24 protein-coding genes are annotated in these 24,596 nt (G+C 73.8%); 5 read left to right on the top strand and 19 right to left on the bottom strand.

The window, feature by feature from the left end; all coding sequences use genetic code 11:
* From AD017_RS12190 to kdgD, 7 genes are all read right to left on the bottom strand, one after another.
* Entirely contained in the window at positions 1 to 474 is a 474-nt protein-coding gene (locus AD017_RS12190; protein ID WP_060574298.1) for a RidA family protein, read from the bottom strand.
* Positions 471 to 2,126, bottom strand: a complete 1,656-nt coding sequence (locus AD017_RS12195) for a M24 family metallopeptidase (protein WP_060574299.1) — start codon at positions 2,124 to 2,126, stop codon at positions 471 to 473. The genes AD017_RS12190 and AD017_RS12195 overlap by 4 nt, the downstream gene beginning before the upstream one ends.
* Before the next feature lie 23 nt (positions 2,127 to 2,149).
* Positions 2,150 to 2,929: an ABC transporter ATP-binding protein gene (locus AD017_RS12200; RefSeq protein WP_060574300.1), complete on the bottom strand. Its 780-nt coding sequence runs from the start codon at positions 2,927 to 2,929 to the stop codon at positions 2,150 to 2,152.
* Positions 2,930 to 2,948: 19 nt separating this feature from the next.
* Positions 2,949 to 3,998 carry an ABC transporter substrate-binding protein gene (locus tag AD017_RS12205; protein ID WP_227012731.1) on the bottom strand — a complete coding sequence of 350 codons (1,050 nt, stop codon included), beginning with the start codon at positions 3,996 to 3,998 and terminating at the stop codon, positions 2,949 to 2,951.
* Positions 3,977 to 4,828, bottom strand: coding sequence for an ABC transporter permease (locus AD017_RS12210; RefSeq protein ID WP_060574302.1), 852 nt, complete (start codon positions 4,826 to 4,828; stop codon positions 3,977 to 3,979). Before AD017_RS12210 ends, AD017_RS12205 begins: the two co-directional genes overlap by 22 nt.
* A 188-nt stretch (positions 4,829 to 5,016) precedes the next feature.
* Positions 5,017 to 6,630: an aldehyde dehydrogenase (NADP(+)) gene (locus tag AD017_RS12215; RefSeq protein WP_060574303.1), complete on the bottom strand. Its 1,614-nt coding sequence runs from the start codon at positions 6,628 to 6,630 to the stop codon at positions 5,017 to 5,019.
* Positions 6,631 to 6,667: 37 nt separating this feature from the next.
* The gene (kdgD, locus tag AD017_RS12220) at positions 6,668 to 7,594 is read right to left on the bottom strand and encodes a 5-dehydro-4-deoxyglucarate dehydratase (RefSeq protein WP_060574304.1); all 927 of its coding nucleotides are present in this window, start codon (positions 7,592 to 7,594) and stop codon (positions 6,668 to 6,670) included.
* A 121-nt stretch (positions 7,595 to 7,715) separates the two neighbouring features.
* On the opposite strand from kdgD, the gene AD017_RS12225 reads away from it, so the two are divergent.
* Entirely contained in the window at positions 7,716 to 8,636 is a 921-nt protein-coding gene (locus AD017_RS12225) for a LysR family transcriptional regulator (RefSeq protein ID WP_060574305.1), read from the top strand.
* A 14-nt stretch (positions 8,637 to 8,650) separates the two neighbouring features.
* Here AD017_RS12225 and pcaD read toward each other — a convergent pair whose 3' ends face one another.
* The 4 genes from pcaD to AD017_RS12245 form a co-directional block, all read right to left on the bottom strand.
* Positions 8,651 to 9,955 carry a 3-oxoadipate enol-lactonase gene (gene pcaD / locus AD017_RS34500; protein ID WP_145982736.1) on the bottom strand — a complete coding sequence of 435 codons (1,305 nt, stop codon included), beginning with the start codon at positions 9,953 to 9,955 and terminating at the stop codon, positions 8,651 to 8,653.
* Positions 9,952 to 10,770: a hypothetical protein gene (locus AD017_RS12235; protein WP_060574306.1), complete on the bottom strand. Its 819-nt coding sequence runs from the start codon at positions 10,768 to 10,770 to the stop codon at positions 9,952 to 9,954. Before AD017_RS12235 ends, pcaD begins: the two co-directional genes overlap by 4 nt.
* A 77-nt stretch (positions 10,771 to 10,847) precedes the next feature.
* Entirely contained in the window at positions 10,848 to 12,422 is a 1,575-nt protein-coding gene (locus tag AD017_RS12240) for a 4-hydroxyphenylacetate 3-hydroxylase family protein (RefSeq protein WP_010242343.1), read from the bottom strand.
* An 85-nt stretch (positions 12,423 to 12,507) separates the two neighbouring features.
* Positions 12,508 to 13,056 carry a flavin reductase family protein gene (locus AD017_RS12245; RefSeq protein WP_010242341.1) on the bottom strand — a complete coding sequence of 183 codons (549 nt, stop codon included), beginning with the start codon at positions 13,054 to 13,056 and terminating at the stop codon, positions 12,508 to 12,510.
* A 148-nt stretch (positions 13,057 to 13,204) separates the two neighbouring features.
* Here AD017_RS12245 and AD017_RS12250 point away from each other — a divergent pair, with 148 nt between their 5' ends.
* The 3 genes from AD017_RS12250 to AD017_RS12260 all read left to right on the top strand — a co-directional run bounded on the left by AD017_RS12250 (position 13,205) and on the right by AD017_RS12260 (position 16,788).
* Positions 13,205 to 14,017, top strand: coding sequence for an IclR family transcriptional regulator C-terminal domain-containing protein (locus AD017_RS12250; RefSeq protein ID WP_010242339.1), 813 nt, complete (start codon positions 13,205 to 13,207; stop codon positions 14,015 to 14,017).
* A gap of 94 nt (positions 14,018 to 14,111) precedes the next feature.
* Positions 14,112 to 15,356: a DUF418 domain-containing protein gene (locus AD017_RS12255; RefSeq protein ID WP_060574307.1), complete on the top strand. Its 1,245-nt coding sequence runs from the start codon at positions 14,112 to 14,114 to the stop codon at positions 15,354 to 15,356.
* A 61-nt stretch (positions 15,357 to 15,417) separates the two neighbouring features.
* Entirely contained in the window at positions 15,418 to 16,788 is a 1,371-nt protein-coding gene (locus AD017_RS12260) for a diacylglycerol kinase family protein (RefSeq protein WP_075302488.1), read from the top strand.
* Positions 16,789 to 16,810: 22 nt separating this feature from the next.
* Here the strand turns inward: AD017_RS12260 and AD017_RS12265 are convergent, their stop codons facing one another.
* The 8 genes from AD017_RS12265 to AD017_RS12300 form a co-directional block, all read right to left on the bottom strand.
* The gene (locus tag AD017_RS12265; protein WP_060574308.1) at positions 16,811 to 18,244 is read right to left on the bottom strand and encodes a DUF2252 domain-containing protein; all 1,434 of its coding nucleotides are present in this window, start codon (positions 18,242 to 18,244) and stop codon (positions 16,811 to 16,813) included.
* Positions 18,245 to 18,282: 38 nt separating this feature from the next.
* Positions 18,283 to 18,786: an NUDIX hydrolase gene (locus AD017_RS12270; protein ID WP_202796417.1), complete on the bottom strand. Its 504-nt coding sequence runs from the start codon at positions 18,784 to 18,786 to the stop codon at positions 18,283 to 18,285.
* 106 nt (positions 18,787 to 18,892) lie between these two features.
* Positions 18,893 to 19,099 carry a hypothetical protein gene (locus AD017_RS12275; protein WP_010234446.1) on the bottom strand — a complete coding sequence of 69 codons (207 nt, stop codon included), beginning with the start codon at positions 19,097 to 19,099 and terminating at the stop codon, positions 18,893 to 18,895.
* An 87-nt stretch (positions 19,100 to 19,186) separates the two neighbouring features.
* Positions 19,187 to 19,621 carry a DUF1622 domain-containing protein gene (locus tag AD017_RS12280; protein ID WP_202968849.1) on the bottom strand — a complete coding sequence of 145 codons (435 nt, stop codon included), beginning with the start codon at positions 19,619 to 19,621 and terminating at the stop codon, positions 19,187 to 19,189.
* Positions 19,622 to 19,627: 6 nt separating this feature from the next.
* The gene (locus AD017_RS12285) at positions 19,628 to 20,119 is read right to left on the bottom strand and encodes a DUF1269 domain-containing protein (protein WP_060574309.1); all 492 of its coding nucleotides are present in this window, start codon (positions 20,117 to 20,119) and stop codon (positions 19,628 to 19,630) included.
* A gap of 104 nt (positions 20,120 to 20,223) precedes the next feature.
* Complete coding sequence (locus AD017_RS12290) at positions 20,224 to 21,750, bottom strand: MFS transporter (protein ID WP_060574310.1); 1,527 nt, start codon at positions 21,748 to 21,750, stop codon at positions 20,224 to 20,226.
* Positions 21,751 to 21,767: 17 nt separating this feature from the next.
* Positions 21,768 to 22,103 carry a DUF3040 domain-containing protein gene (locus tag AD017_RS12295; RefSeq protein ID WP_010242466.1) on the bottom strand — a complete coding sequence of 112 codons (336 nt, stop codon included), beginning with the start codon at positions 22,101 to 22,103 and terminating at the stop codon, positions 21,768 to 21,770.
* Positions 22,104 to 22,331: 228 nt separating this feature from the next.
* Positions 22,332 to 23,612: an AI-2E family transporter gene (locus AD017_RS12300; protein WP_060576368.1), complete on the bottom strand. Its 1,281-nt coding sequence runs from the start codon at positions 23,610 to 23,612 to the stop codon at positions 22,332 to 22,334.
* A gap of 225 nt (positions 23,613 to 23,837) precedes the next feature.
* On the opposite strand from AD017_RS12300, the gene AD017_RS12305 reads away from it, so the two are divergent.
* On the top strand, positions 23,838 to 24,422 hold the full coding sequence (locus AD017_RS12305) for a potassium channel family protein (RefSeq protein WP_082399206.1): 585 nt from the start codon (positions 23,838 to 23,840) through the stop codon (positions 24,420 to 24,422).
* Positions 24,423 to 24,596 lie beyond the last annotated feature (174 nt).

Below are 24,596 nucleotides of genomic sequence, written 5' to 3' on the forward strand. Positions count from 1 at the left end.
TCACCCCCGCACGAGGACCGTGGCGTCGAGCTCGACGAGCGCACCCTGCGGCAGGACGGGTGCGGGCAGCGCGGTGCGGGCGTGCCGGCCTGCGTCGCCGAGGACGTCGATCAGCAGCTGTGAGGCCCCGTCGGCGGCCTCGGGCTGGTTCGTCGCGCCCGGGTCGCTCGCGACCCAGGCGTTCAGCTTGACGATCCGCACCACGTCCTCCAGGCCGACCGCGGCGTCGATCCGGGCCAGGAGGTTGAGCGCGGCGGCGCGGGCCGCCGCGATCCCTTCGGCCACGCCGGCGCCGTCACCCAGCCGGCCGCCGAGGACCTTCCCGCCGGCCGTGCGGGAGATCTGCCCGGAGACGAAGAGCAGGTCGCCGGCCCGTACGGCGGGCTCGTAGGCGTATCTCGGTGGCCCCGGCTCGGGCAGTTCCAGGGACAGCTCGGCCAGCCGCGTGCGGACCTCCGTCACGGCGCCGCTCATCGCTTGCTCACCACGTAGGTCCGGTCGCGACCGACGTACCAGAGGTCCTCGGTGCCGATGGCCGCGTCGTCGTAGCGCCACGGGATCTCGGCCGCTCCGTACGACCCGACCTGCAGGACGTGCTTGTACCCGGGCCGCAGCTCGTTGGCGAACGACTCCTGCTTGCCCATCAGATGGCCGACGTTCCGCTTGCGGTACTCGGTGTCGAAGTCGATCTCGGTGCCGAGCATCCCGATGGCGCGCATGCGTTCCAGGTGCGGTGCCAGGTAGCGCAGCGTCCCCTCGTGGACGTCCTCGCACACGACGCCCGGCCGCAGCTGACCGATGATGCCCTCCCGCACGACGTCGAAGAAGAAGGCGTACGCCTCCTTCGCCGCGGCGGTGCGCGGCAGCGAACGGGCCATGTCGGAGGTGGCGACGGTGACGCCGTCCACGACGACCCGGACACCGGCGTCGAGCTGGATGCAGGTCGTCGTGGAGTCGATCGGGAAGTCCACCGGCGGGCCGGGGAACAGCATCCGGTTCGACGAGTGCAGGTTGGTGAAGTACGGCTCGATCCCGAAGGGGATCCCGTTCGCGGCCCGGAACTCGGCGATCTTCTCCAGGTACACGGCGTGGATGTCGAGCTCGGTGAACCGGCGGCCGTCGTCGATGCCCTGCTCGGCCCACGCCAGCGCGGCCTCGATCGCGAACACGCTGGTGCGGGCGGCGACGACCTGGAAGGCCAGGTCCTCGTGGTCGCGCACGTCGCGCCAGTGACCGAGGTCGGCCGAGACCCCGACCGGCTCGGCGCCCGCGCGCTCCAGCTCGCGGGCGAGCCCGATCCCGACGAACTCCTCCTCGACCCCGGTCCGGGGTCCGGGGCCCAGCGCGACGACCGCGGCGCCGGCCGACGGGTAGCTGCCGACCGCCGCCCCCGGGAGATCGGGGGCGCCCTCGGGGGCGAGGACGAACAGCCGCTCCGACGCCGGGATCCACAGCGCGACGGCTCCGTCCGGTCCGGCCTGCCCGGTCACCTCGGTGTAGTCGGGGGTGGCGGCGAGCAGCACGGCGTCGAGCCCGCGCTCGCGGGCCAGCGCCGTCAGGGCGGTGAACCGGGTGTCCTCGGTGGCGGACAGCTCGTCCGCCAGGCCGTCGAGGTGCTCGACCCCCTCGATCAGCTCCCGGGCGACCCGGACGCCCTCGGTGCGCCACCCGGCGAACCGGGCCAGCACCGCGGCGGTGTCGACCTCGTGCACGACGACCGGGGCCGGGGCCCGGTCGTCCGCGGTCACCTCCAGCGTCCCGGCGCCGGTGAGCGCACGGTGGTGGGCCAGCACGACGTCGGCGGCGAGGTGTACCCGGCCGTCGTCGGCGACCTCGGAGACCAGGGCGGCCAGTGAGGCCGCGGCCGGGGTGTCCGCGACGATCCGCGGGTCGATCGTGACCCACGGGGCGTAGAACCGGATCTGCTCCTTCGGCACGCCCGCCGAGAGCGCGTTCCCCTGCTCCTGCTGCCGGACGAGCAGGACGCGCTCCCCGTCGCGCTCCGCGATCAGCGGGGCGACGAGCGGGTGGGAGTCGAGCCGGATCGCGGAGAACAGCAGGCTCCGGCGCGCGTCGAGCCCGTAGCGCTGCTCGACCTGTGCGGGGTCCGCGGTGAGGTGCAACATGGGTTCCTCCGGGGTCGGGGTGGTCAGCTGATGCCGGCGGTGACGCCGATGTGCGACTCGATCTCGGTCGCGTAGTCGGAGAACGCCGGGGAGAAGCGGTGCTCCTTGCCGCGGGGGCGCGGCAGGTCGATCTCGACGTCGGCGACGATGCGGCCGGGGCGGTCCCCGACCACGACGACGCGGTCGGCGAGCCACACCGCCTCGGGGATGCTGTGCGTGACGAACAGGACGCTGCAGCCGGTGGTGCGCCAGATCCGCTGGATCTCGATGTTCATCGAGTCCCGGGTCATGGCGTCGAGCGCACCGAACGGCTCGTCCATCAGCAGCAGCTCGGGGTGTGACACCAGCGCCCGGCAGATCGCGACCCGCTGCTGCATGCCACCGCTGAGCTCGTAGGAGTAGCGGGTCGCCCGGTCTCCGAGCCCGACCATGTCGAGCAGCTCGCGGGCGTAGCGCTCGGCCTCGCCGTCGCGGGTGCCCCGGAACTCCAGCGGCAGCAGCACGTTGTCGAGGTTGTTGCGCCAGGGCAGCAGCACCGGGCTCTGGAACACCATCGCGATGTCCTCGACGCCCTCCCTGATCGGGCGGCCCTTCACGAGGATCTCGCCCTCGGTCGGGTCCTGCAGCCCGGAGATCGTCTTGAGCAGGGTGGTCTTCCCGCTGCCGGACTGCCCGACGATCGAGACGAACTGCCCCGGCTCGACGTGGAAGTCGAGTCCCTTCAGGACGGTGTTGTCCGCCCCGTCCCGGGAGCGGTAGGTCTTGCCGACGTTGCTGACCGAGATCGCGTACTCGTGGTTCATCTGGCTCTCCGTCCGGCCGTCACGGCGTCGGGATGGCGTCGCCGCGGTGCAGCGGGGTGAGGTAGTCGTTGCTGTAGACGTCGGCCGGTGTCAGCCGGGCGTCCGGGTCCAGCCCGAGGAACCGGTGGGCGACGTCGATCATGTTCTGGACGCTCGCGTCGTCCATCACGCCGAAGTCGCCGGCCCCGTCCGGGCCCCAGTTCAGGGCGCACTGCTCGTTGATCGCCAGGACGATCGTGCGGTCCTCGAAGCCGCTGACCTCCTTCTGGAAGTCCTGCGCGGCCTCCTGCGGGTGCCCGCAGGCCCAGAGGTAGCCCTTCTGCACGGCCCGGTTGAACCGCTTCACCTGGTCCGGGGCCGTGCGCAGCTTCTCGTCGGAGAAGACGATCCCGTTGCCGTAGAGGTCGATGCCCAGGTCCGACCACTTCAGGACGGTAGCCCGGCGGTCCAGCGCGTCGATCGCGGGCTGGTCGGAGACGTAGAGCGCGAGGTTGGCGTCCCACTGTCCGGCCAGCAGCCCAGGGATCTTGGCGGCGCTCGTGGCGTGCACGACGTTCACGTCGTCCTCGGTGAGCCCGAGCCTGCTCAGCGAGTAGGGCCACATGGCGGTCATCGCGCCGGCACCCTCGGTGGCGACGGTCTTGCCGGGGAGGTCCTCCCAGCCGTCGATGCCGGTACCGGCGAGCGCGACGACGGCGTAGGCCGACCGGGCCTGGACCTGGTTGACCTGCTTGACGGCCGCACCACGGCCCTGGCTCACGACGGTGGCGCCGTAGTCGGCCCAGCCGGCGTCGACCCGGCCGACGTCGACCGAGGTGACGGTGTTGGTGGATCCCGAACCGGGCATGACCTCGAGGTCGATGCCCTCGGCCTCGAAGAAGCCCCGTTCGACAGCCGAGACGAACAGAGCGTGCTTGGGCAGCCAGCCGACGTCGAGCATCAGCGACATGCGCTCGCGGCCGCTGCCGCTGCCGCACGCGGTCAGCGCCAGCAGGGCGACGATCGCCCCGAGCGCGACGGCGGACCGGCGGACCCGGCTCCCCGCCGTCACCTGGTGTGCCGCTTCCACGGGACGAGCTTGCGCCCGGCGAGGTCCACCAGGAAGAACAGCGCCAGCGCGATCGCGGCGAGCACGATGAACGCCGCGAACATCGACGGCAGGTCGACCTGGCTGTTCGCCAGCATGATCACGTACCCCAGCCCCTTCGAACCGGCGATGAACTCACCGACGACGGCGCCACCGACCGCGAGCGAGATCGAGATCTTCGCGCCGGAGAGGATCGACGGGATCGCGTAGATGAACTCGATCTTGGTCATCCGCTTCCACGCGGAGGCCCTGTTGATCCGCGCCAGTTCCTGCAGCTCGTGCGGGACCGACCCGAGGCCGTCGTAGGTGTTGATCACGAGCGGGAAGAACGCGATGGCCATCGCCACGAACGCCTTCGACTCGAACCCGAAGCCGAACCACACGATGAACAGCGGCGCCAGCGCCACCTTCGGGATGGTGTCGATCGCGATGAGCGCCGGGTAGAGGAAGCTCCGGATCGTCGTCGAGTAGTGCAGCGCGGCGCCGCACAGCACACCCAGTGCGGTGCCGAGCGCGAACCCGGCGAGCGCCTCCTGCAGCGTGATGACCGTGTTCTCGGCGAAGTAGCCCGGCCGCCCGGCCAGCTCGACGAAGGCCGAGACCGGACCGACCAGCAGGTACTCCGGCGGGTCGGTGAGCGCGACGACGAGCTCCCACACCGCGAACAGGCCGAGGATGCCGACGACGGCCTTGACCCCCGCCATGACGGAGTCGCGCCGGGGTCCCCGGCGGCGGGCGGGCTGCTCGGCGGGACGGTCCGCCGGGGCGGAGGGCCCGCTGCGGTCCTTCGGTCTGACGTCAGGAGTCGCCACGGCGGGGGCTCCCCTCGGGACGGTGGCCGGCGGACCGGGCGGTGCGGTGGCCCGGCCGGGCCGGCAGGTACCGCGACGGCGGGGACGGTGTCATGAGTTCCTCACAGCGTTGGAAGGTGCGCGGCCGGGGCCGCGGAGGTGTGGGACGGGCCGGTCCGGTCGGTCGCGGTGCCGGGCCGGCCCGTGTCTCAGTCGGCGACCGGCCCCCGGCCGGGCTCGCCGTCGGTCCGCCGCCACACCCGGTCGGGGTTGTCGTCGGCGAGCTCGGCGGGCAGCAGTGCCTGCGGCACGTCCTGGTAGGCGACCGGCCGGAGGAACCGCTCGATCGCGAGGGTCCCCACCGAGGTGCTGCGCGGGTCCGTGGTGGCGGGGAAGGGTCCCCCGTGCACCATGGCGTGCCCGACCTCGACCCCGGTCGGCCAGCCGTCGAACAGGATGCGCCCCGCCCGCTCCTCCAGCAGCGGCAGCAACCGCCGGGCCGCGTCGTGGTCGGCGGCGTCGGCGTGCACGGTCGCGGTCAGCTGGCCCTCCAGCACGGCGACCGCCGCGGTGAGCTCGACGAGGTCGGCGCACCTGACCAGCAGGGACGTGGCTCCGAACACCTCGCACTGCAACTGCGGGTCGGCGAGGAAGCGCTCCGCCGGTACCGAGAGCAGCCTCGCGGCCCCGGAGGCGGCCTCCCCGGACCGGGTGCCACGGGCCCGTTCGGACACACCGGGACGTCCGGCCACCGCGTCACCGGCGGCGGCGTAGTGGCCGGCGATCCCGGTGGTGAGCATGGTCGCGCCGGTGTCACCGGCCACCACGTCCGCGGCCGCCGCGACGAACGCGTCGAGCCCCGGGCCCTCGACGGCCAGCAGCAGGCCGGGGTTGGTGCAGAACTGCCCGGCCCCGAGCGTGAGCGAGGCGGCGAAGGCGGCGCCTAGCTCGGCGCCGCGCCCCGCCAGCGCGCCGGGCAGCAGCACCACCGGGTTGATGCTGCTCATCTCGGCGTAGACCGGGATCGGGACCGGGCGGGCGGCGGCCGTCGCGGCGATCGCGAGGCCGCCGGCGCGGGAGCCGGTGAATCCGACCGCGCGGATCCGGGGGTCGGCGACCAGCTGCGCGCCGATCCCAGTGCCGCTGCCGACCAGCTGGGCGAAGACGCCGTCCGGCATGCCGGTGTCCGCGGCCGCCTCGGCGATCGCGCGGGCCACGAGCTCGGCCGTACCGAGGTGGGCCTGGTGCGCCTTGACGACGACCGGGCAGCCGGCGGCCAGCGCGGACGCGGTGTCCCCGCCCGCGGTCGAGAACGCGAGGGGGAAGTTGCTCGCGCCGAACACGGCGACCGGACCGAGCGGGATCCGGCGCTGCCGGATGTCCGCCCGCGGCAGCGGCGTGCGGCCGGGCCGGGCGGGATCGATCCGGGCGCCCTGCCAGGTGCCGGTCCGCAGCTCCTCGGCGAACAGGCGCAGCTGGCCGCTGGTGCGCCCGACCTCACCGGTCAGCCGCGGGACGGGCAGGGCGGTCTCGGCGTGCGCCCGCTCGACCAGCGCGTCCCGGCGCTCGTCGAGCAGGTCGGCGATGCGTTCGAGGAAGCCGGCCCGGCGCTCCACCGGGAGCGCCCGATAGACCGGGAACGCCTCGGCGGCCAGTGCGCAGGCCCGGTCGAGCTGGCCGGTGGACGCCGCGGGCCAGGCGGGCTCCAGCGCGGTCCCGGTACGGGGGTCGGTGGAACTGATCCCGTCGTCGCCAGCACCGGCCACCGGCGCGCCACCGATGATCATGGCTCCGGTCGGGCGGGTCGTGGGGGGAGCGGTCATGTCCGCCTCCGTCCTCGTCGTCTGGGGGTGGGCCGGTTCAGCCGGTGACCGTTCGGGAGGCCGCGACGACCTCCGCCAGCAGGGCACGCTCACGCTCGTCGAGATCGGTCAGCGGCGGGCGGACGGGACCGGCCGGGTGCCCGGTCAGCTCCATCCCGGCCTTGACGATGCTCACCGCATAGCCGGGCTTGCGGTCGCGGACGGCGGTGTAGGGCAGCACGACCTCGTCGAGCAGGCGGCGGACGGTCGCCCGGTCACCGGCCCGGACGGCGGCGTAGAACGCCAGCGCGAACTCGGGCAGGAAGTTGAAGATCGCCGAGCTGTAGGTCGTGACGCCCAGCTCGAGGTACGGCAGCGCGAAGGTCTCCGCGGTCGGCAGGCCCCCGATGTAGACGAGGCGGTCACCGAGGCGGGAGTGGATCCGGGTGATCGACTCCAGGTCGCCGACGCCGTCCTTGAACCCGACCAGGTTCGGGCAGGTGCCGGCCAGCTCGGCCACGGCCTCGGGGGTGTACACGGCGTTCGCCCGGCTGTAGATCACCACGCCGAGCGAGGTGGCCTCGCAGACCGCGCGGACGTGTGCGACGAGTCCGTCGGTCGAGGCCTCGGTGAGGTAGGGCGGGAAGAGCAGCAGCCCGTCGGCACCTGCGGCCTCGGCGTCCCGGGCGAAGCCGATCGCCTGGGCGGTGCCGTGGCCCGCCGGCGCGACGATCGGGGTGTCCTCCGGTGCGCTCCCGACCGCGGCGCGGACGACGCGGCCGACCTCCTGCGGGGTCAGCGAGAAGAACTCGCCGGTCCCGCCGGCCGCGAACAGGCCCGCCACCTCGTACTTGCCGAGTCGGACGATGTTGTCCCGGTAGGCGGGCTCGTCGAACGCCAGATCGCGGGTGAAGTGGGTGACGGGGAAGGACAGCAGCCCCGAGCCGAGACGCTGGGCGAGCTCGCTGGGAGCGATGGCGGGCATGGGCAGGTTCCTCCTGGCTGGCGGTCGGCGGCGACGGGCTGCAACCGGAATCGAGCGTAAGGAGCAGCATCGATGCACGTCCAACACTGCTTTCGCATCGACCAATACCTAGACTGGATCGGTGTTCACGCTCAGCCAGCTCAAGAGCTTCGTCGCGGTCGCCGAGACGCTCCACTACGGACGGGCGGCCGAGCGGCTGTCGATGACCCAGCCGCCGCTGACCCGGCGGATCCAGCTCCTGGAACGTGAGCTGGGGGTCGAGCTGTTCGACCGCACCGGCCGGACCGTGCGGCCCACCGCTGCCGGGCGGGCCTTCCTGGCCGACGCCCGCCGGATCCTCGGCCTGTCGACCCAGGCCGCACTCGCCGTCCGGAGGGTGCCGACCGGGGAGGTCGGGACGGTGGCGCTCGGCTTCACCGCGTCGGCCGCACACTCGGTGCTGGACACCGTGGTGGACGCGATCCGTTCCCACCTGCCGGGGGTGGATCTCGTCCTGCGCGAGCGGGTCTCCGGGACCCAGCTGGAGGAGCTCCGGTCCGGGGAACTCGATCTCGTGCTGGTACGCCCGCCGGTCCCGGCGTCCGGCGTCGGCCAGCACCTGCTGCACCGGGAGGCGTTGCTCGCCGCGGTTCCGGCAGGCCACCACCTGGCCGACCCGGCCCGCCCCCTGCACCTGCACGACCTCGACGGCCTGCCGTTCGTCATGTACTCACCGACCGAGGCCCGGTACTTCCACGAGGTGCTCGTCGGGGTGTTCCGCGGCGCAGGTGTGGCACCGCGGTACGTGCACCACCTCAGCCAGGTGCACACGATCCTGGCCCTGGTCCGGGCCGGGCTGGGGCTGGCGCTCGTCCCGCACGCGGCGACCGCCCTCGGGCTCGACGGTGTCGTGCTCCGGCCGGTCGTGGGCCTCGCCGGGGAGCCGGTCGAGCTCGTCGCGGCCTGGCGCACGAACGACGAGAACCCCGCCCTGCGCGCCGTGCGCGAGATCGTCGTGACCGCGACGGCGACCGGCAGGCGGGGTGGGCCCGGGGGGCCGTGACACGGCCGGTGCCCTCACCGGGTGGCAGGGGCCTCCGAGCAGCGGCCGAGGTGCTCGGCGAGCGCGCGGGTGACCTCGTCGGCCCGTTCCACGTTCGGCAGGTGCGCCGCGCCGTCGAGGATCACGTAGTGCCCGTCGCGGACGCCGTTCGCGATCGCCTTCAGCATCTCCGGCGGCGTCGCCGGGTCGGCGGCGCCCGCGACGGCCAGCGTCGGTGCGGTGATCCCGGCGAGGCGGCGCCGGACGTCGAACTCCCCGATCGCCTCGCAGCACCCCGCGTAGCCCTCGGCCGTCGTGGCCTGCAGCATCGCGAGCAACCGCACCGCCTCGCCGTTGCGCCGGCGGACGAAGTCGTGGGTGAACCAGGTGCCCGGCCGGCTGGTGACCATCGCCCCGGTTCCCTGGGCGCGCACCACCCTCGCCCGCCGCGGCCACTCCGAGGGCTCAGCGAACCGCGCCGCCGACGCGACGACGGTCAGCGACGCGACCCGGTCGGGCCGGTCGAGCGCGAGCTGCAGGCCGATCGCGCCGCCCAGCGACACCCCCGCGTGGTGGAAGCGGCCGATGCCGAGCCCGTCGAGCAGGGCGAGCACGTCGCGGGCGAGGCCCGCGACCGTGTAGGGGCCGTCCGGGGCGGGGCTCCCGCCGTGACCGGGCAGGTCGTAGCGGACGATCCGATAGGCGCTCGCGAGCTCGGCGACCTGGGCGTCGAACAGGTGCAGGTCGGTGCCGAGCGACGGGCCGAGCACCAGCACCGGGCCGTCGGCCGGGCCGTCGGTGCGGTGGTGCAGCGCGATCGGCGCGTGGTCCGGCCGGGGCGGTTCCGGGGTGTCACCGGGGGTGCGGGTCCCCGCGGCCGCGTCCACGGTGAACCGGGCGCGGTCCCAGCCCTCGTCGAGCGGGGCGAAGTAGTCGAACGACACCTGCTTCGACCGGTACCGCCAGGCACCGGCGACGCGCACGAGGGTGTCGGTGTACCGGCCCGCCGCGACGTGCGGGACCCCGTCCAGCACGCACGGCTGCCACAGGAACGACCGGGCGCGCGCCCGGCCCGGGGCACCGCCGTCGAGCTCGATCTCCAGGTTGGTGACGTGGTGCCAGAACGCGGTGAGCCCGTTCCCGGCGAGCCCGGCGAAGAACCGGCGCAGCCCGGGACGCCCGCGGGCGTGGCCGAGGCCGGTGAACTCGCCGTCGTCGGTGAAGAGGGAGACGAGGGTGTCCCAGTCGCCGTCGTCGAGGGCCCGGCAGTAGCGGGCGTCGAGCGTGCGGATCTCCTCCAGCGTCTCCAGCCGGGCGATCCGCTGTTCCAGCGACGTCATCGCGCGGCCGTCCCGGCGCCGGGGAAGGTGACCGCGACCGTCCCGTCCCGGCCGGTGGTCACCGCGCCGAGGAGGCGCAGCCCGCCGCGGAGGTCGATCTCGACGGTCGCCGGCCGGTCGCCGACCAGGGCCCGGTACCGGCCGGGCGGGGGCAGCGCGGTGTCCGGCTCCAGCACGACCCGGTCGGACCGGCGCTGCCCGTGGACCCGGTGCGGCCTGCCCAGCGCCCGCTCGGCGCCGGCGAGGTCACCGGCGCGCAGGCAGCGCCGGGCGTGCGTCGACGAGCATGTCGTGCCGGCGTCCTGCAGCAGGTCGACGCCGTGCGCGGTGAACCCGAGCTCCCGGCCGAGCTCGCGCAGGGTGCCGACGGTCCCGGCGCCGCGCGCGCCGAAGGTGAAGTCGGCCCCGACGACGACGGCCGCGGCCCGCAGCCCGGCCACCAGCACCTCGCGGGCGAACTCCTGCGGGGTGCGGGCGGCCAGCTCGCGGGTGAAGCGGAGCACGCAGACGGCGTCGGCGCCGGCGTCCGCGGCGAGCTCGGCGCGGTGCCCGAGCGTGCTGAGGGCGGCGGTGTCCCGGCCGGTGCCCAGCACCCTGGCCGGGTGCGGGTCGAAGGTGACGAGCAGGACCGGCAGGCCGCGGCGGCGCGCGACCGCCCGTGCGGTCGCCACGATCCGGCGGTGGCCCCGGTGCAGGCCGTCGAACACGCCCAGCGCGACGACGCACGGGCCGGAGCCCGCAGGGACCTCGTCGACGCCGTGCCACACCGGGATCCCGGCCGGTGCGTCGGTGTGCTGGGTCGGTACGGCGGTCATTCCCGGGCTCCGATCGGTGGCGGGCAGGGGGTGGCACGCGGGGACGCCCGCCGGAGACCGGCGTCCCCGCGCCGGGGTCAGCGGCGGCCGATGACGGCGTCGTCACCCGGGTTGATCAGGTCGGGCACGGTCCAGCCGTTCAGGTCGTACTCGGACAGGCACTGCTCGGCGAAGCCCTTCATCGCCCCGGCCGTCCCGGAGGCCTCGGCGGCGAAGAGCAGCTCGGCGCGCACGCCCTCGTGGTTGCCGGAGTAGTTGCGCTCGTAGAGCTCGTGCCGGCCACCGAACTCGGTGCCGATCGAGTCCCAGATCAGCTTCATCAGCTTGACCCGGTCGACGGCCTCGTAGCCGTTCGAGCCGCGCACGTACTTGTCCAGGTAGGGCCGCACCTCCGGGGACAGGAAGTCGGTCGAGTGGCTGGGCAGGTAGATCAGCGAGGCGCCGAGGTCCTGCAGGATGATCTCGCGGACGCGGGGGTAGCCGATCGTCATGAACCAGCGGTAGGCCAGGCCGTAGTCGAGCTTCGGCAGCTTGGCGCCGCCGACCCACTCGTCGGGGTTGGCGCACATCGCGTCCGACAGCGCCCAGAACATGTTCCGCCAGGCAATCACCTCACCGACCCGGGTCTGGACGCCGCGGAAGTCCTTCGAACCGGTGACCTCGAGGCCCTTCATCAGCAGTCCGGCGATGAAGTCGAGCTTGACCGCGAGCCGGGTGACGCCGTGGAAGGTGAAGCGGTGCAGGAAGCCCGAGCCGGGGAAGAACGTCGACGCCTTCTCCGGGTCGCCGTAGATGAAGACGTTCTCCCAGGGGATCAGGACCTTGTCGAGCACGAAGATCGTGTCGTTCTCGTCCATCCGCGACGAGAGCGGGTAGTCGAACGGGCTGCCCGTCATGGTGGCCTGCTGGGCGTAGGACGGCCGGCAGATCAGCTTCATCCCGGGCGCACCCATCGGGACGGTGCAGACCAGCGAGTACTCCCGCTTCTTGATCGGCAGCCCGTAGTGGGCGAGGAAGTTGAAGTGGGTGATCGCCGACCCGGTCGCGACGACCTTGGCCCCCGACACCACGACGCCGTTGTCGTTCTCCTCCTCGACGTGCATGAACACGTCGGAGACCTCGTCCGGGTCGCGGTGCCGGTCGACCGGCGGGTTGATGATCGCGTGGTTCCAGTAGAGGACCTTCTCCTGCGACTCCTCGTACCAGCGCCGCGCGTTGGCCGCGTACGGGTCGTAGAACGGCGAGTTCGCGCCGAGGGTGCCGAGGAAGGCGGCCTTGTAGTCGGGGCTGCGGCCCATGAAGCCGTAGGTCATCCGGGCCCACTCCGCGATCGCGTCGCGGTCCTTCTTCAGGTCCTCGACCGAGTGCGGGGTGCGGAAGAACGGGTGGGTGAACCCGGTGCTGCCGGTGTCGGTGGGGACGGTCAGCGTCTCCTGCCTGTCCGGGTCGTGCAGCGCGTCGTAGAGCCGCGCGGTCATGCGGACCGCGTTGCGGAACGCCGGGTGGGTGGTGACGTCGCGGACCTTCTCGCCGTAGAGGAAGACCTCGCGGTCGTCCCGCAGGCTCTCGATGTACTCGGCGCCCGTCATCGGCCGCGTCGCGCGGCCCTCGCCGTCGGTGGGGGTGCTGACGGAATCCTGCTGCAGGGTCATCGTCGACTCCTTCGTCGTCCGGGCATGCCGGGTCGGGGCACCGCGCGGGGCGGGGTGCCGGGTCACGGGTGGAGGGCGGGTCGGGTCAGCGGGCCGCGGCGTGCGGCGGGATCCAGGACTGGCTCTGCGGGCCGTCGGCGGAGTCGCCCCACAGCAGTGGTTCGTGGTCGTCGCCGAGGTGGTGGAACTTGCCGGTGTGGAACAGCAGGGGCTCCCCGCCGTTCATCAGGAACTCCTGGACCTCGCCCAGGTACAGGACGTGGTCGCCGCCGTCGTAGGACTGCCAGGGCGTGCACGAGACGTGCGCCAGCGCACCGCCGAGCCGCGGCGCACCGCAGGCGCTGTCGGGCAGCCACTCGACGTCCTGGTTCGGGCGGCCCGCGAAGTGCAGTGCCAGGTCCTTCTGCCGGCTCTCCAGCACGTTCACGGTGAAGGGCCGCGCCTCGACCAGCGAGCACAGCCGCGACCGCCGGTCCAGGGAGACCAGCACGAGCGGTGGCTCCAGCGACACCGCCGTGAACGCGTTGACCGTCGCGCCGTGCGGTGCACCGTCGGCGCCCTGGCAGGTGATCACGGTGACCCCGGTCGTGAAGTGACCCAGGCACCGCCGTAGCTCTCTCGGGTCGATCGCCATCGATCGCTCCTTTCGCGTGTACGCTGTGCGTACCGGTCGAACGCCCTGCGTTCAGACTTCACCATGGCGTGGCCGGGGTCACCGGTCAATGGACGCGGGCAGGATGCGAGGGACCGGGTCCCGCTGCACTGAGAGGATCTGCGACTGAATGAGCGACAGGCCGGCCGACGACCGTGACCACATCCAGAGCATCGAGCGCGGGTTCGCGGTGCTGCTGGCGTTCGACGCCGACCGGCCCCGTCCGACCGGCACCGACCTCGCCGAGGCCACCGGGCTGTCCCGGCCGGCCGTGCGGCGCATCCTCCTGACGCTCGAGCACCTCGGCTACGTCCGGCCCGTCGGCAACCGGTGGCGGCTCACACCGCGGGTGCTGTCGATCGGGCAGCACTTCACCGCGACCAACTCGATCGTCGAGCTGGCCCGGCCGCACCTGTCCCGGCTGTCCGAGGAGACGGGGGAGTCGGCGTCGCTGGCCGTGCTCGACGGCACCGACGCGGTGTACGTCGCCCGGGTCGCCGTGCGGCGCATCATGAGCATCGACGTCTCCCCCGGCACCCGGGTGCCCGCGGCCGCGACCTCGATGGGCCGGGTGCTGCTCGCGTGGGCCGAGGAGGAGACCGTCGCCGGCGTCCTCGCGGCGGGGCTCCCCGCGCACACCGCACGGACGGTGACCGACCCCAAGTCCCTCCGCGGCGTGCTCCGCGAGGTCCAGGCCCAGGGCTGGTCGATCGTCGACGGCGAGCTCGACCCCGAGCTGATCTCCGTCGCCGTCCCGGTCCGGGACCACACCGGGTCCGTGGTCGCGGCCATGGCGTCGTCGACGTCGGTGGCCCGGACGACGGCGGAGCAGCTCCGCGCCACGGTGCTGGAACCGCTGCTCGCGGCCGCGTCCCGGCTCAGCGTGGAGCTCGGGCAGCCCCGCGGGGCGCAGGCCCGGGAACGGCGCGAGGGCTTCTTCTGACGCTCCCCGCCGGCCCCGCCCGGACCGGGACTTGAGTGTGCCCCGACGGCACGGTCTCTGATGGAGGCACTCCGCCACCGAGAGGAAGCCTCCCGTGCCCACCGATGCGACCGCACCGCTGCGACCGGCCCCCGGTCCCGACGACACCTCGCCGGCGCTCCCGACCCCCGTGTCGCGCCGTGCACTCGCCCCGGACCTCGCCCGCGGCCTGATGCTGCTGCTCATCGCGCTGGCGCACGTACCGTGGTTCCTCTACACGACCGACATCGGCGCCACGCTGCTGCACCCGGCAGGCGGCGGCGTCGCCGACCGGATCGCACAGGCGGTCACGATCGTCACCGTCGACGCCCGGGCGTACCCGCTGTTCGCGCTGCTGTTCGCCTACGGCATCGGCCAGATGTATGCGCGCCAGACCGGCGGCGGCACCTCGGTGCGCGACGCCCGCCGGCTCCTGCGCACCCGGCACCTGTGGCTGCTCGGCTTCGGTCTGGTGCACGCCGCGCTGCTGTGGCAGGGCGACATCCTCGGCACCTACGGGCTGCTCGGCCTCGTCCTGGTGCCGCTCTTCCTGAACCGCAGCGACCGCGTCCTGAAGATCTGGATCGGGGTGCTGCTCGGCGTCGGCGGGGCCTGGGCCCTCACGATGACCGCGCTCGGCGCGCCCGCCGCCCCGGCCGCGATGGAGGTGCAGCGGATGGCGATCGCCCAGGAGAGCTACCTCCTGTCGATCCCGCTCCGCCTCGTCATGTGGTTCCCCGGCCTGCTGTCGGGGTTCGTCACCGTCACCCTGCCCGCCGCGTTCCTCGTCGGCCTGCTCGCATCGCGGCACCGGGTGCTCGAGGAACCCGCGCGGCACCTGCCGCTGCTGCGGCGCACCGCTGTCCTCGGGATCGCGGTCGGCTGGGGCGCCGGCCTCGCGCAGGCGCTGGTCCACCTCGGCGTGCTCACGCTGCCCGGCGGGGCCGCCCTCACCGACCTGCACGTCTACACCGGCTTCTTCGCCGGGGTCGGCTACGCGGCACTGTTCGGCCTGGTCGCGCACCGGATCACGGCCCGTGGGACGACGCCGCCGCTGCCCGTCCGCGCCCTGGTCGCCCTCGGCCGCCGCTCGATGAGCGGCTACATCGCGCAGTCGATGGTGTGGACCCCGCTGCTCGCGGCGTCCGGACTCGCGCTCGGTGCCCATCTCACGAGCTGGTCGACGCTGCTCGTCGGGATCGGGACGTGGCTGCTGACCGTCGTACTGGCCTACGCGCTCGACCGCGCCGGGATCCGTGGCCCGGCCGAGACCCTGCTGCGACGGCTCACCTACCGCCGGGGAGTCATCCGGAGAGGGTGATGCCGCCGGGCGGCGACGCGGCCAGGGTCGGACGCGTCGTCACCCGAGGGGCGTGATCACCATGCCGGACGGACCGCCCGGCGCCGCGTCCGCGCCCCTCGACCCGCCGTCGGCCGGGCGCCGGCTGGCCGCGGCGGGCGCGCTCGTCGCCCTGCTCGTGGCGGCGATCGTGATGCTGTCGCTGCTGAGGGACCCGCTCGCGATGGTGCTGGGGCTGGTCCTCGTCGTCGTCACGGTGGTCGCCGGGTGGACGGCCCTGGTCAACCGCGGCACCCGCCGGGTGCTCGCCGCCGCGGTCGCCGTGGCGGCGCTGGCGGGGACCGTCTGGGTCCTGCTCCTCACCGGCTCGGTGCTGCGGCTGGTCTCGGTCGTCGTGCTGGTCCTGCTGGCCACGGCGGCGGGCCGGGTGGCGATCGGCCACGACCTCGCCCGCACGCCCGCGACGTCACGGCCGGTGGGACCGGCCCGCTCCGGGGTGCTGATCATGAACCCGCGGTCGGGCGGCGGGAAGGTCGAGCGTGACGACCTGGTGACGGCCGCCCGCGACCGCGGTGTCACCCCGGTGGTCCTCCAGCGGGGCGACGACCTGCGTGCGCTCGCCGAGGAGGCGGTGTCCGGCGGCGCCGACGTGATCGGGATGGCCGGGGGCGACGGCTCGCAGGCGCTGGTCGCGGACGTCGCCCGCCGGCACGACGTCGCCTTCGTCTGCGTCCCCGCCGGGACCCGCAACCACTTCGCCCTCGACCTGGGCCTGGACCGCGACGACGTCCCGGCCGCGCTGGACGCGTTCGGCCCGGCCGTCGAGCGGCGGGTCGATCTGGCCCTGCTCGGCGAGCGCGTGTTCGTGAACAACGCCTCGCTCGGCGTGTACGCGACCGTCGTCCAGTCCGACGACTACCGCGACGCGAAGCTCGCGACCACGGCGACCGTCCTGCCGCAGATGCTGGGCCCGGGTGCCCGCCGGTCCGACCTGCGCTTCAGCGACGCCGACGGGGCACCGGTGCACTCCGCCGACGTGCTGCTCGTGTCGAACGGCGCCTACCGGTTGAGCACCCTCAACGGGTTCGGCACCCGCGAGTGCATCGACGCGGGGGTGCTCGGCGTCGTCACCGTGACGGTCGAACGGGCCCGTGACCTGCCCGCGCTGCTCACCGCCGAGGCGGGCGGGCAGGTCGGGCGCTTCCACGGCTACCGGGAGTGGACGACCCCCGAGTTCGAGGTCGACTCGGCCGAGCCGGTGCTCGACGTGGCCCTCGACGGGGAGGCGTTGCGGATGGCCCCGCCCCTGCGGTTCCGGTCGCTCCCCGGGGTGCTGCGCGTGCGGGTGCCGGAGGGCACCCCCGGCGCCGCCCCCGCGGCCTTCGCCCCCGCGGGGGTGCGCAGCGGCCTGACCGCCCTGCTCCGCGTGGCCGGAGGACGGCCGGCGCGCTGACGGGCGGTGCCGGCACCCGCGGTCACACCCCGGGTTCGGCGTCGATCCGGCCGTCCCCGATCGCGTCGAGCAGCTCCTGGTGGTCGCGCTCGTTGAGGTCGGCGTAGGCCGTCGCGAACCCGGCGACGGCCCGGTCGAACGACGGCCCCGAGCCGAGGTAGGCGCCGATGGCGACACGGTCCCCCGACCGGGCGTGCGCGCGCGCCAGCGTCCAGCCGCACAGCTCGGCGTACACCTCCATCCCGCGCGGGATCATCGCCTCGACCTCGGCGGAGGCCTTCCAGTCGCGCAGCTGGCGGAGGTAGAAGTCGCGCGTCCGGCCGTCGATGCCGACCTGCCGCTGCCAGCCGAGGAAGATGTCGCCGACGGCCTGCATCAGCCGCTGGCCCTCGGTCACCCGCCGGGCGGGCGACGACTGCGGTGCCGGCCCCAGGTAGTCCTCGAGCACGGACCGGCCCGCCTCCTTGGCCTGCAGGAACAGCGGATCCTGGTCGTCGCGGCCGAGCAGCAGGAACATCCACGAGCGGGTACCGACGCTCCCGACACCGACCACCTTCCGGGCGATGTCGACCAGCCGGTAGCTGTCGAGCAGCACGCGGCGCTCGGTGGGGAGCGTGGCCCGGTAGTCACGGAGCAGGCCGCGCATCACGTCCTCCTGGCCGAGCCGGGTCGTCTCCTCCGGGAAGAGATCACGGAGCGGGACGACGAGGGGCTCGGCCGCCGCCAGCCGGAGCCGCCCGCCGACGTCGGTGGTGAACCGGCCGAGCGCTCCGAGGTTGTCCCGGGTGCGCGCCTTGGCCAGGCCGCGGTCCACCCGCTTGCGCCCCTTGCCCAGTTCGCGCTCGTAGCGGCCGCGGATCTCCTCGACGTCGGCCCGCGCGTACCAGACGTCGAGGGTGGTCATCGCGGCGAACCGGCGCATCGCGTGCCGGTAGGACCGTGCCGCGGTCTCGACGATGTCCCGCCGGTCCCCGCGCCGGAACCCGCGGTCCCGCCCGGCGATCTCCAGGCTCGCGGCGAGCCGTTTCACGTCCCACTCCCACGGGCCGCGCAGGGTCTCGTCGAAGTCGTTGAGGTCGAACACCAGACGCCGCTCGGGCGAGGCGAAGAAGCCGAAGTTGGACAGGTGCGCGTCCCCGGAGATCTGCGCGGTGATGCCGGAGACCGGGGTACCGGCGAGGTCGCGGGCCATCACGGCGGCCGCCCCGCGGTAGAACGTGAACGGTGTGGCGGCCATCCGGCCGTACCGGATCGGGAGGAGCTCGGGGACGCGTCCGGCGTCCTGGGCGGTGAGCAGCGGGAGCGGGCCGGGGCGCGCGGGGTCCGGCCGGAAGTCGGCGTGCGCGCCGCGGGGCGTGTCCCGGCGCGCCGCCCGGCCGCGCGCCTCGCGCTCCTCCACGGAGGTTCCGGCGGGCGCCGGTGCGGTGTCGACCGGCTGGACCGGGGTGGCGGTCATCGTGGCTCCAGGTGACGTGACGGACGTGCCGGGAAGGGTCAGTGCAGATACGGGACGGGGCCGTCGGCCAGGGCGTGGTCGATCCGGTGCCGGGCCCCCGGTTCCAGCGGCAGCCGGTCGATCTCGGCCGGGGTGAGCCACGCGGCGAGGCTGGTCTCCTCCCGGTCCGCGCAGAGGGTTCCGCCGACCGGCTCCGCCCGCAGGACCAGGCTGAACGGCTGACGGACCTCGCCGTCGACGGCCCGGACGACGAGCCCCGGATCGGTGTAGACACCGACGATCCCGGTGATCGCGACGAGCACGCCGGACTCCTCGGCGGTCTCGCGTACGGCCGCGGCCACGGCGCACTCCCCCACGTCGACCCGGCCGCCCGGCAGCTCCCAGCCGCCGCTGTCGCACCGGCGCACGAGCAGCAGCGTCCGGTCCGGCCCACGGGCCGCGACGAACACCGACGGGACGACGACCGTCGCGAGCGGTGCAGCCGGGTCGTGGTCGAACACCTGCCGGGCCCCGACGACGTGGCCCGTCGGCGATCCGCTCACAGCACCCTCCTCGCACCGCCGGTTCCGGAGCGCGAGCATCGGCGGCCCCGCTGGGGCCCACCTCGTCCGGAGCGGATGAACGCGGGCCGGTGCCGGCGCGCGGCGGTCACCGCACGACCGGCCGGACCGAGACGACGGTCAGCCCGAGCACCCGCATCGAGGCGATGATCCCGTGCAGGTGCGACTCGTCGACCACGGTGCCCTCGAGGACGGTGCTCGCCCGGGCCTCCTCGATCCGCATGTCGCAGAACTCCTCGGCAGCCTGCTCGGACAGGTGCCCGTCGATCCGGAACCGGTAGACCGTCGGCGTCATCCCGGGCCTCCCTCCGCCTCGGGGCGGGTGAGCAGTGTCCGGCCGGGCAGGCCGGCCGGACACCACCCGCGGGGGGTGGGCCCCGGGTCACGCGCGGCCGTCACCACCGGTGCCTGCCGGGCCGGACGCGGTGGCGCCGGCCCGCGACACCGCCGCGGACAGCTGCCGTCCGCCGCCGACGAGCGCCCGCCGCCACGGCGGGATCCCCTCGATCTCGATCTCGAGCGAGAAGCTCAGGAACGTCCGGATCAGCACGATGAGCCCGAGCACCGCCACGCTCTGCAGCGTCGGCTCGACCGCGACGGTCCGCACGAGGTCGGCGGCCACCAGGATCTCGAGACCGAGCAGCAGCACCCCGCCGAACGTCTCGCGCAGGGTGCGGTAACCGGCGCGGCCGCTCCTCGTGCGCTGCCAGACCCGGACGGCGAGCACGCCCGCGAGCACCAGGCCCAGCACGAGCACGGCCGCGCCGATCACCTCGAACGCCGTGGCGACGTGCTCCATCCCCTCGGCGACGGTCACGCCCCGCTACTCCTCCTCGGCGAACGCCGCACGCAGCTTGGACTCCTGCTCGTCGGACAGGTTGGTCGACAGGAGCGTCGCTCCGGTGTCGCGGAACTGGTCGAGCACCTTGTCCTCGACGACGTTCGAGGTCATCACGAACAGCGCCGACGTCCCCGGGGTGACGTTGTCCCGCACCTTCTTGATGAACTCGTCGTCGATCCCGACGTCGGAGAGCGAGCCCGTGAGCGCACCCATCGTCGCGCCGATCGCCAGCCCCAGGAGCGGGACGAAGAAGATCAACCCGAACAGCAGGCCCCAGAAGCCGCCGCCGAGGGCCCCGCCCCCGGTCAGGTTGTGCAGCTGCTCGGTCTTCGGCTTCTTCCGGCCCTCCGTCCAGTACACGCAGGCGGCGTCGTCGATCCGGAGGAGCTCCTCCTTCTGCATGCGTTGCAGCAGGTGGAGCGCGTCGTCCGCCCCGCTCGCCGTGTCGAACTTCCACACCGTCAAGGTCGCCATGCCCTACCTCCGTCCGATGAACCGGTCGTCGTACCCCCTCGACTCTTCGGACCGGCGGGCCCCGGGACATCACCCTCGGTGGGGGATCCCGCCGCCGGCGGGCGTCAGCGCGCGACGCCGCTCTCCGACACGGGCAGGGTGTGCGACGTCGACGCGGCGGCCGCGGCGTAGTCGATGGCACGCGGCCGGCCGGGGCGCCGGGAGGCGAACACGGCGAGCACGATGCTGACCGCCGAGAAGATCGCGAGCACGACGGACCCGGCCGAGAACCCGGCGGCGAGCGCGTCGCCCTGCGCGTCGCCGTCCGCCGTACGGGTCGAGATCACGTTCCCGTAGACGCCGGCACCGACGGCCGTCATGACCGCGCCGCCGACGTAGCGGGCCATGTTGGAGATCCCCGACGCCTGCCCGACCTGGTCCGGTGTGACGCAGGAGGTCGCGACCGACGACGCGGGGCCGTTCGTCAGGGAGAGCCCGGCGGCCACGCACAGCAGCGGGACCAGGAACGTGCTGTAGCTCCAGGACGGGGTGACCAGCGCCAGCAGGGCGAACCCGGCGGTGAGGATCACGAAGCCGCCGAGCACGGCGGCACGGGTGCCGAACCGGTGCGCCAGCGGGGTGACCGCGGGCGCCAGGATGATCACGACCGCGGCCAGCGGCAGCATGGCGAGGCCCGCGAGCAGGCTCGACAGGCCGAGCGTGGCCGGGTTCTGCAGGTACAGGCTGAGCATGAAGCTGAGCGCGGCGATCGCACCGGCCCCCACGAAGATCACCCAGGTCGACGCCACGAGCTGCACGTTGCCCAGCAGCCGCAGGTCGACGAGCGGCGACGCGACCCGCCGTTCGACGGCGACGAAGCCGAACGAGGCCACGACGGTCAGGACGAGGCAGGTCACGGTGGGGACCGACAGCCACCCCCACGTCGGCCCCTCGGTCATGGCGAACACGAAGGGGACGAGCACGCAGGCGATCAGTGCCGTGCCCGCGAGGTCGATCGAGGGCGACCGCTTCGGGTCCCGGGACTCGGCGACCGTGCGGAGCGTGAGCGGGACGCAGACGGCGGCGATCACGGCGTCGATCCAGAACAGCCCCTGCCAGCCGGTCAGCTCGTTGAGGACGCCGCCGACCACGGGACCGCCCGCGGCGCCCGCCGCCGCGGCGGCGCCCCACATGGTGACCGCGCGCATCTGGGCCGGCCCGGACGACGCCACCGAGAGCAGGCTGAGCCCACAGGCCAGGATCGTGGCCCCCGCGGCGCCCTGGATCAGCCGTCCGACCACCACCATCCAGCCGCTCTGGGCGAGCGCGATCAGCGCGCAGGAGACCACGAACAGCAGCAGCCCGGCCACGAAGATCCGCCGGCGGCCGAAGACGTCACCCATCGCGCCCGAGGTGACGATCACCGCGGCACCGACGAGCAGGTAACCGGTGACCGCCCACTGCAGGACGTCCACCGAGACCTGGAGGTCGGCGCTGATCGAGGGCAGCAGGATGCTCACCGCCGAGGTGTTCGCGTTGACCACCAGCGTCGACACGCACGCGGCGGTCATCACCCCCCACCCCGGGCGGACACCGGTGCTGCCGGTGTCGTCGCCGGCGCGGGCCTCCTGCCCGGCGTCGTCCTTCGTCATCGGGGTCCTTCCTGCCGTCAGGGGTCGTCGGGCTGCATCTCGGCGAGCCACCAGGCGATCGGGGGGACGACGAACGTCGCCAGCAGCCCCGGCATCACCAGCACGGCCGCGGACAGGGAGGAACCGAGGACGATCAGGAGGAACCCGCACGCCACCGACCACCAGCAGATCCGCTTGAGCAGCCGCCGGCGGCCGACCCGCGGGTCCTCGGCGAACAGGTACGCCAGGGCCGGGTCGGCGTCGACCAGGGACGCCTCGATCGCGCGCAGGCGGCGCCTCTCGCTCCAGCTCAGGGGCCGGGGCTCGGGCGGGCGCGCGCCGCCCGGCGGGGTGTTCGGGGTACTGGTGCTCACGACCGCTCCCGCAGCATCCGTCAGGTGCTTGCGCCGAGGCCGCGACGGCCGGCCCCGGCCGGCGTACGCCCGGTGTCGGTCATGTCGGTCTCCTCTCCGAGCTGCGCCGCCGTCACGCGCCGCTCGCGGCGGCGGGGACGGCGTCGCAGGGGTGCCGGACCGTGGGGATGCTCCCGACCTGGACGGGGTCCGTGCCTCATCCGTCGGGGATGGTTCGGCGCCGCGGGCTCAGCCCGGGACCGGGGGTACCGGGCCGTTCCCGGTGTCGCCCGCCCGGAGGACGGCCGCACCGTCGGTGTCCGGGTCGGTCGCCTTCCGCCGCCGTCGCAGGCGGTGCAGCCGGCCGTGGTGCTCCTCCTCGGGGGGCTCGCCGGGCGGCGTGTCCGGTTCGCCCTTCGGCTTCGACCGGAGCAGGGCGTCGGCCCAGCGGGCGCTCGGATCGATGTCCACGAGCATGGCCTTGGCCAGCAGCGTCAGCGGGACCGCGAGGATCGCCCCGAGCGGTCCGAGCAACCAGGCCCAGAACACCAGGGCCACGAACGTCACCGTCACCGACAGCCCGACGGCGTCGCCGATGAACCGCGGCTGGATGATCGACTGGACGACGAAGTTGATGGCGCAGAAGACGACGATCACGATGATCATCAGCTCGGGACCGCCGGTCAGCAGCCCGAGCAGCGCCGGCGGGATCACCCCGATGACGAAGCCGACGTTCGGGATGTAGTTCGTGACGAACGCCAGCAGGCCCCAGGTCGCCGCCAGCGGGATGCCCAGCATCAGCAGCGCGACCCAGTCGAGCACCGCGACGATGAGCCCGAAGACCGTCGTGACGATCAGGTACTGCCGGGTGCCCCACGCGAAGCGGGCCAGGGCCGCGCTGGTGGCGGGACGGTCGGCGGCGATCGCGGCGAGGCGGTCACCGGCCCCGCTCGACTCGACCCCGAGGAACAGCAGCAGTGCGAGCAGGAACACGAAGTTGGTCGCCAGACCGGCCACGCTGCTCAGCAGGGCACCGAGCAGGCCGGCCAGCTTGCCGAGGTCCAGCGAACCGGCGGCCTGTTGCAGCTGCTCGGGACCGATGCCCATCGCGGCCAGGCCCGCCGTCGCCCGGTTCACGAGGGCGGTGGCCGATCCGGCGTACTGGGGGAGCTCGGTCGCCAGCCGGGCCACCGAGTAGACGATCCCGAGGGCCAGCCCGAGGAGGATCGCGTAGACCAGCAGGACCACCACGAGGGTCGTCGCCCAGCCGGGCCAGTTGTGCCGCCGCAGGAAGCCCTGCACCGGTGCGACCGCGATGACGATGATCAGCGCCATGAAGGCGGGGCCGATCAGCCAGGCGACCGCCTGCATGCCCGCCGCGGCGATGGTCGCCGCCGCGAGGCCGAGGAGGATGACCAGCGCCCGCGGCATGCTCGGCTGAGCCACCGCGCCGCCGGTCTCCGGGGGGACCTGCGACGCGGCGCCGGCCGGCGGAGCAGCGGCCGGGGCCTCGGCTGCCGAAGTCGTCATGACGCGGAAGCTAGGCCGGGCGGCGGCGGCCGCCATCACCCGTGGAGGGCGAGAGTCCGGCCCGGCCCGACCGCACCCGGCGGATCGCCCGGTGCGGGTGAGGACCGCCCGCCGGGACCGGCGGTTCGGTGGGCCGGTGCGAAGCGGCAGGAGGTCCCGGGGTTCAGGGCCCCGCGGACGTGGCCCGGTGCGCCCGCACGCCCGGGCGGCGACGGGACCACGGCGATGACGAGTGGTGGCACGTCCAGCCCCTCGGCCCGCCGGGCGCTGGTGGTCGCGATACTGAGCTCCACGGCCTCGATCGTGCTGCTCGTCGCCGTCTACTACCTGGCCCCGCTCGACCGCCCGTTGAACCTCGCGACCGGGGCCATGTTCGCGAGCGGCCTCGCCGTCTACGGCTGGCTGGTCGTCGCCCAGGTGCGGGCGGTCGGCCGGTCGGACTTCCCCCGGCTGCGCGCCGCGAAGGCCGTCGCCACGGGCTTCCCGCTCTTCCTGGTGCTCTACGCCTCCGCCTACTGCATCGTCGCCCACGAACGTCCGGACAGCTTCAACCAGGTGCTCGACCGGACCGACGCGCTCTACTTCACGGTGACCGTCTTCGCCACCGTCGGGTTCGGCGACATCGTGCCGACGACGAGCCTCACGCGGATCCTCGTGACGACCCAGATGATCCTCGGGCTGATCGTCGTCGGGCTGGTCGCCCGGCTCCTCCTGGGGGCCGTCGAGCGGGCCGAGGACGGCCACGGACCGCGCACGTCCGACGGCGGTCCGGCGGCCGATCCGCCGCCCGGCACGCGCGGTACCGGCTGATCCCGGCGACGGGGCGAGCCCGTTGGCCGTCAACAACATTGGCGATGTGATCACGCACGGGTCGGGAGCACGGTACGAGGCCCGCCGTCGGGGCGGCCGGTCGGTGACCGCACGGCGGCCTCGCCGCGGAAGGGGGTGACCCCTCACGGAGCGCACACCACCAGCCCCGTCGCG

The sequence above is a fragment of the Pseudonocardia sp. EC080619-01 genome, assembly GCF_001420995.1.
GTDB lineage: Bacteria > Actinomycetota > Actinomycetes > Mycobacteriales > Pseudonocardiaceae > Pseudonocardia.

Bases quoted from the DNA above. Each gene is read 5' to 3' on its own strand.
- AD017_RS12260 (WP_075302488.1), top strand. From the start codon at position 15,418: ATGCCGGACGGACCGCCCGGCGCCGCGTCCGCGCCCCTCGACCCGCCG.
- AD017_RS12305 (WP_082399206.1), top strand. From the start codon at position 23,838: ATGACGAGTGGTGGCACGTCCAGCCCCTCGGCCCGCCGGGCGCTGGTG.
- AD017_RS12190 (WP_060574298.1), bottom strand. From the start codon at position 474: ATGAGCGGCGCCGTGACGGAGGTCCGCACGCGGCTGGCCGAGCTGTCC.
- kdgD (WP_060574304.1), bottom strand. From the start codon at position 7,594: ATGCCCGCCATCGCTCCCAGCGAGCTCGCCCAGCGTCTCGGCTCGGGG.
- AD017_RS12300 (WP_060576368.1), bottom strand. From the start codon at position 23,612: ATGACGACTTCGGCAGCCGAGGCCCCGGCCGCTGCTCCGCCGGCCGGC.
- AD017_RS12240 (WP_010242343.1), bottom strand. From the start codon at position 12,422: ATGACCCTGCAGCAGGATTCCGTCAGCACCCCCACCGACGGCGAGGGC.
- AD017_RS12265 (WP_060574308.1), bottom strand. From the start codon at position 18,244: ATGACCGCCACCCCGGTCCAGCCGGTCGACACCGCACCGGCGCCCGCC.
- AD017_RS12250 (WP_010242339.1), top strand. From the start codon at position 13,205: ATGAGCGACAGGCCGGCCGACGACCGTGACCACATCCAGAGCATCGAG.
- AD017_RS12195 (WP_060574299.1), bottom strand. From the start codon at position 2,126: ATGTTGCACCTCACCGCGGACCCCGCACAGGTCGAGCAGCGCTACGGG.
- AD017_RS12290 (WP_060574310.1), bottom strand. From the start codon at position 21,750: ATGACGAAGGACGACGCCGGGCAGGAGGCCCGCGCCGGCGACGACACC.
- AD017_RS12200 (WP_060574300.1), bottom strand. From the start codon at position 2,929: ATGAACCACGAGTACGCGATCTCGGTCAGCAACGTCGGCAAGACCTAC.
- AD017_RS12245 (WP_010242341.1), bottom strand. From the start codon at position 13,056: ATGGCGATCGACCCGAGAGAGCTACGGCGGTGCCTGGGTCACTTCACG.
- AD017_RS12235 (WP_060574306.1), bottom strand. From the start codon at position 10,770: ATGACCGCCGTACCGACCCAGCACACCGACGCACCGGCCGGGATCCCG.
- AD017_RS12275 (WP_010234446.1), bottom strand. From the start codon at position 19,099: ATGACGCCGACGGTCTACCGGTTCCGGATCGACGGGCACCTGTCCGAG.
- pcaD (WP_145982736.1), bottom strand. From the start codon at position 9,955: ATGACGTCGCTGGAACAGCGGATCGCCCGGCTGGAGACGCTGGAGGAG.
- AD017_RS12285 (WP_060574309.1), bottom strand. From the start codon at position 20,119: ATGGCGACCTTGACGGTGTGGAAGTTCGACACGGCGAGCGGGGCGGAC.
- AD017_RS12215 (WP_060574303.1), bottom strand. From the start codon at position 6,630: ATGACCGCTCCCCCCACGACCCGCCCGACCGGAGCCATGATCATCGGT.